The organism is Henriciella sp., assembly GCF_049649345.1.
Taxonomy (GTDB): Bacteria; Pseudomonadota; Alphaproteobacteria; order Caulobacterales; family Hyphomonadaceae; genus Henriciella.
Genome location: NZ_JBARZC010000553.1, coordinates 1 through 5,428 on the forward strand (window position 1 = coordinate 1; position 5,428 = coordinate 5,428).

General features: G+C 60.8%; 6 protein-coding genes. All 6 read right to left on the reverse strand.

Annotated features, from left to right (window positions below; genetic code table 11):
• Nucleotides 1–1,157 (reverse strand): carbamoyl-phosphate synthase large subunit (gene carB, locus WA989_RS15285; RefSeq protein WP_424341341.1); only part of this gene is annotated, 1,157 nt, incomplete at its 3' end.
• 161 nt (nt 1,158–1,318) lie between these two features.
• Entirely contained in the window at nt 1,319–1,639 is a 321-nt protein-coding gene (locus tag WA989_RS15290; protein WP_424341342.1) for a hypothetical protein, read from the reverse strand.
• 182 nt (nt 1,640–1,821) lie between these two features.
• Nucleotides 1,822–2,160 (reverse strand): glycine zipper family protein, encoded by a 339-nt coding sequence (locus tag WA989_RS15295; protein ID WP_424341343.1) that lies wholly within the window; start codon nt 2,158–2,160, stop codon nt 1,822–1,824.
• A 136-nt stretch (nt 2,161–2,296) separates the two neighbouring features.
• Nucleotides 2,297–3,505 carry a Tad domain-containing protein gene (locus tag WA989_RS15300; RefSeq protein ID WP_424341344.1) on the reverse strand — a complete coding sequence of 403 codons (1,209 nt, stop codon included), beginning with the start codon at nt 3,503–3,505 and terminating at the stop codon, nt 2,297–2,299.
• 203 nt (nt 3,506–3,708) lie between these two features.
• On the reverse strand, nt 3,709–4,908 hold the full coding sequence (locus tag WA989_RS15305; RefSeq protein WP_424341345.1) for an acyl-CoA dehydrogenase family protein: 1,200 nt from the start codon (nt 4,906–4,908) through the stop codon (nt 3,709–3,711).
• A gap of 48 nt (nt 4,909–4,956) precedes the next feature.
• Nucleotides 4,957–5,428: MBL fold metallo-hydrolase (locus WA989_RS15310; RefSeq protein WP_424341346.1), on the reverse strand; the 472-nt coding region annotated here is incomplete at its 5' end.

A 5,428-nucleotide genomic window follows, 5' to 3' on the forward strand; every position in this document is an offset into this window, starting at 1 on the left:
CCCTTATACTTTTCAAACGCGAAACGCGGGATCTTGGTGACGACATAATCAATCGTCGGTTCGAACGAGGCCGGGGTGACGCCGGTAATGTCGTTGGTCAGCTCGTCCAGCGTGTAGCCGACCGCGAGCTTTGCGGCGATTTTCGCGATCGGGAAGCCTGTCGCCTTGGACGCCAGGGCAGATGAGCGCGAGACACGCGGGTTCATCTCGATGACGACGAGGCGGCCATTGTCCGGGTTTACCGCGAACTGGACGTTCGAGCCGCCCGTCTCGACACCGATCTCGCGCAGGACCGCCAACGAGGCGTTGCGCATGATCTGGTAGTCCTTGTCGGTCAGCGTGAGGGCCGGCGCGACCGTGATCGAGTCGCCAGTATGGACGCCCATCGGGTCGATATTCTCGATCGCGCAGATGATGATCGCATTGTCCGCCTTGTCGCGGACGACCTCCATCTCGAATTCCTTCCAGCCGAGCAGGCTTTCATCGATCAGGACCTGCGCCACCGGCGAGGCAGCAAGACCGGAGCGGACGATCTCTTCATACTCTTCGACATTATAGGCGACCCCGCCGCCCGTTCCGCCGAGCGTAAAGGCCGGGCGGATAATGGCTGGCAGGCCGATTTCGTCGAGCGCTTCCATGGCGCGGGCCAGCCCGCCGATACGGTCATAGCCGATGATCTTGCCGGCATCGTTCTTGATTTCGGGGGCCGCCACGATGGTCGCTTTCGGGTTTTCGAGGCCGATCCGGTCCATCGCCTCGCGGAAGAGCTTACGGTCTTCTGCCATTTCGATGGCGTCTGCGCGCGCACCAATCAGCTCGACGCCATATTTGTCGAGCGTACCGGCCTTGTAGAGGTCGAGAGCGCAATTGAGTGCGGTCTGGCCGCCCATTGTTGGAAGCAGGGCGTCCGGCTTCTCAATCTGGATGATCTTCTCGACGAAATCCGGCGTGATCGGTTCGACATAGGTCGCATCCGCCATGTCCGGATCGGTCATGATGGTGGCGGGGTTCGAATTGACGAGAATGACCCGGTAACCTTCGGACTTCAGCGCCTTGATCGCCTGGACGCCCGAATAGTCAAATTCGCAGGCCTGTCCGATAATGATGGGGCCGGCGCCAATAACGAGAATCGACTTGATGTCAGTACGCTTCGGCATCCCGGCTCCTCGTGCTTCATGACCAATGGCCAAACGGGTGCGCTATAGCGGGGAGTCGAGGGTGGGGGCAAGGAAAAGCCGCAATAAAACTCAGCCCGCGCGACTGCTTTCAGAGTCTGCGAGGCGCGCGCGTGCCCGGACCGCGCATCCTTCTGCGCGTGTCAGGGATAGAGAACGTCGCCTGCCACGGTCTGAATACTGTCGATCGTGGTGCATTCCATCAGCGCGTCGGCCCCGCCGGAGCAGGTGACAGTGGCGTCGATCATCAGGTGTTCCTGCGCGCCCGTGACCTTGCAGGACAGCGCGTCACCGCTTTTGCCCGATTCGATTTTTGCGACATCGACTTTGACACTCTCGGCCAGCAGCGGAAGCGCTTTGTTGACGGCGATCGCACACGCCGCCTCTGTCGCACGGTCTGTTTCAGCCGGGCCGCAGGCTGCCAGTGAGGCTACGCCCAGCGCCGCAGTCAGAATGTGTCGCATTGATCTCACCTGAAGCTCCCTTCTGCTGTCAGACGAACGAACTTCCCCGCCTCGACCCAGCGGGTCAAGAAGGAAATCCGCTGCTGCTGCAGGAAACAGTGCAGTGTGTCATAGAAAAAACCCCCGCCTGAAACAGGCAGGGGTCTCGTCCCGGCTCGTAAGAGCCTTAATGCTCGCTCGGCTTACCAGGCGCGCGGATCGTAAGGATAGCGGTCATAGGCGTCGGCATAGCCGTCACCATCGCTATCGACTTCGTCCGGCTGGTCTTTCACGCCGGGCATGTCGCAGTCAGCCGCTTCGGTACACCCGCGGGCTGCACCGGCCGTGCCGCCGACAGCCGCGCCGATGGCTGCGCCGGTTCCGGCATCACCATCACCGACATTGTTACCGATCACGGCACCAGCTGCAGCGCCGATACCGGCGCCAACGGCAGCGTTGCGTTCGGTCTGGCCGGTTTGCGTACACGCGGCCATCATCAGTCCTGTGGCCGCAATAGCGGTCGTCTTCAAAAGCGTCTTCATCGAGGCATCCTTTCTCGTTGCGTCGAGGGTGGAAACGAAAGGCGAGCCTACTGGTTCCCGGATGAACACAGCCAAAACACGGAAATTAAACAGATTTAATCGGTAGGAAGTGCGTGTGTCGGCTCCGGTCCTGCTGTCATTCCAACAGGCGGGCTTCGCGCGCTGGCTTGATGACCATGGGCAGATCGGTCTTTTCCATATTGAAGTCGATCGCAAGGCGCCCGTCGCCGGTCACAGATACGCTGTTTGAGACGATCTGCAGGTAAGGTGACTTGGTCCTGCCGCCGCCGCCCTTGGAGAATTCGATGTCGTAGGACGGCATGTAGATCACGCCTTCGACATTGAGTTGACCGCGCACGCGCATGCGCCTGTTCACGGGCATCAGGCCGTCCAGTTCCGCAAAGGCTATGCCTGCCGTGTCGCCTTCTGTTGGCGCTGAAATGTTGAGGCCTGAATCGCCCTTGATGTCGATCTGACCGATCATGCCCTGGAAGATGAAGGTGACACCATCGGCTTCGACCGTGCCGCTCGCATGGATCTTCAGGCCGCCTTCGCGAATGATATAGATACCGGGCTCAAGCGTCACATTGCGCGCACGGATGTGCATGCCGCCGCAATAGATGCCCGGTGACAGGCTTGTAGAGCCAACCCGGACAAGGCTCACATTCACGGTGTCACAGACCCCAGAGATGGGCACGTCGAAATTTTCGAGCGGATCGGGGAGGGGCTGGCAGCCTGTTTCCGGCCGGGGCGCGACGCGGGCGCGCGAATCCCTCTCGACATCGCCGACGGTACAGAACGCCCTCGCCGATGACTCACCGCCCCGAAACTGCATGGATTTCTTGTTGTCGGAATTTGACCAGACAATGCAGTTCTCTGAGGAAAGCGTCCCCTGATCCTTGACCAGGATACCGGTTTTGCTGCTCTCCAGTGTCAGGACGCAGAGCGGGAAGCCCCAGGTCGCTCCCGCGACAGCACGCCTGCGGATTGGCGCTGTGGCCTTGTCGCCGACAAATTTCGAAAAATAGTTCACCGGATCGAACTGAAGCTCGATTTCGAGTTTCGTGTGCTGGCCATAGGCATCTTCGGTCACGGCGTCGATGTCGAAGTCCGACAACTTGTATTCGGAATTCTCGGTGGCGAGCGCAATCGCCTGGGTCTTTGCGGCCTTGAGCCTCTCATCGGCTTTCGGGGAATCGGATCTCAGAAACGCTGTCGCGCCGCCGAGCGCTGAGGCATCGGCAGCATGCTGCAGATGATTGCCGGAGCGAGAATCCATGCCAAGCGCAACCGTGGCGCCCACCATGGCCATGATTGCCATCAGAGAGAGGGCAAAGATAGGCATGGTGCTGCCCGACGTCGAAACGCCAAACCGCCGGCCGCAAGAGTGAAAAGCGCGCAGGTTCACGGCTGGGTTATGGCAGATAGTCGTGAAAACGCGGCTAGCGGGAACCATCAAATTTGATGCACTCGCCCGTCACTACTGCATTTTCCATGTGTGATAGCGTTAACGGCGCAGGGGAGTTTGTTCTGCCTGAGGTTGGGATGCTAAAGTCCAAGCACGCGTTTAGCGATAATGTTGCGCTGGATTTCGTTGGTCCCGCCATAGATCGATTGGGCCCGCGTGCCGAAATAAGTAGAGACGCCGGGCGCGGCCAATGCGGCGGATTCGTCCCCTGACAGCCAGTCTGCCGTCACCGAGTCGTCGAACTGCCGTTCGCCATTGAGGCCGGCGGCATCGAGGTAGAGCGTGGTGATCTGCTGAGCCGCCTGGGTGGCGAGGACCTTGATGATCGACGCTTCCTTGCCGGGCGCGCCGCCATCCTTAACCGCCGAGAGAACCCGAAGCACCGTCATCTCCAGCGCGTCGACCGCAAGGCTGGCGTCTGCGAGCTTGCGGGCAAAGTCCGGATCATCGATGAGGCGGCGATTGCCACCGATAGGCACGGCGGATGCAATTTTGTGCAAATGGCGAAGCTGTTTGCGCTTGCCGCCGATGCGGGCATAGGAGGTCCGCTCATGGCCGAGAAGGTACTGGCTATAGGTCCAGCCCTTGCCTTCCTCGCCGATCCGGTAATCGACAGGCACGCGGACATTGTCGAACGTCACCTGATTGAGCGCATGCTTGCCATCTATCGTGATGATCGGGCGCAGCGAGACGCCGGGCCGGTCCATTTCTGAGATGATGAAGCTGATGCCTTCCTGTTTCTTCCCGGAGTTGTCGGTTCGGGCGAGCAGGAAGATCCAGTCGGCATGCTGGGCGGCCGAGGTCCAGATCTTGGTGCCGTTAAGCACGTACTCGTCGCCTTCGCGCACGGCGGAGAATTGCAGCGAGGCAAGGTCTGATCCGGATTCCGGCTCTGAATAGCCCTGCGCCCAGCCATCACGGCCCTCGCGGATGCCGGGCAGCCAGCGCTGTTTCTGCTCATCGGTGCCGAAGGTGTAGAGGATTGGGCCGACATAGACGACGCCCATAGGCGTGACGGTCGGCACGCCGGCGCGTTCGAGCTCCTCGTCGAAGATATACTGCTCCTCAAGCGACCATCCCGGCCCGCCATGCTCTGCCGGCCATCCGGCGGCGAGCCAGCCCTTGCTGCCGAGCGCGCTTTCGGATTTGCGGATTTCCTCGGTCGTCAGAGACGCGCCGCGGGCCGTCTTTTCGAGGATGTCTTTCGGGAAGTCGTTTTCGAAGAAGGCGCGCACGTCTGCGCGGAAATCGTCGAGTTTCGGGTCGGTCTTGAGGTCCATGAATTCAGACTACAACATCGAGCCGAGCGCGCCAGTCATGTCGCGGGGTTAGCTCCAGCGCTTTGCCAGCTTCTGGTCCATCTCGCTGCCGGACTGCTTTTCCGTGCCGGCATAGCCGGTCAGGGCGTCGGCGACGAAGGGGTTGCTCTGGCGTTCCTGGCCGAAGGTGCTCATGCCCCCGTGGCCGGGGATGAAGCGGATCTCAGGCCCCAGCGGCCAGAGCTTTTCGGTGATCGAATCGATCAGCTGCTGGTGATTGCCGCGCGGAAAGTCTGTGCGGCCGATCGAGCCCTGGAAGAGGACGTCGCCGACAAAGGCAAGCGCGCCGCTCTGATTGTAGATCACGACATGGCCGGGCGTGTGGCCCGGCGTATGGACAACGCCAAATTTCACGCCGTCGAGCTCAAGCTCGTCGCCATCATCGAGATAGCGGTCGGGTGTCACATTCTGCCCGTCGGCAATGCCATAGCGCTTGCCGGACTCCTCAATCATGTCGAGCAGCCACTGGTCATCCTTGTGC

Coding starts and splice junctions, on each gene's coding strand:
- WA989_RS15290 (WP_424341342.1), bottom strand. CDS start 1,639: ATGCGACACATTCTGACTGCGGCGCTGGGCGTAGCCTCACTGGCAGCC.
- WA989_RS15295 (WP_424341343.1), bottom strand. CDS start 2,160: ATGAAGACGCTTTTGAAGACGACCGCTATTGCGGCCACAGGACTGATG.
- WA989_RS15300 (WP_424341344.1), bottom strand. CDS start 3,505: ATGCCTATCTTTGCCCTCTCTCTGATGGCAATCATGGCCATGGTGGGC.
- WA989_RS15305 (WP_424341345.1), bottom strand. CDS start 4,908: ATGGACCTCAAGACCGACCCGAAACTCGACGATTTCCGCGCAGACGTG.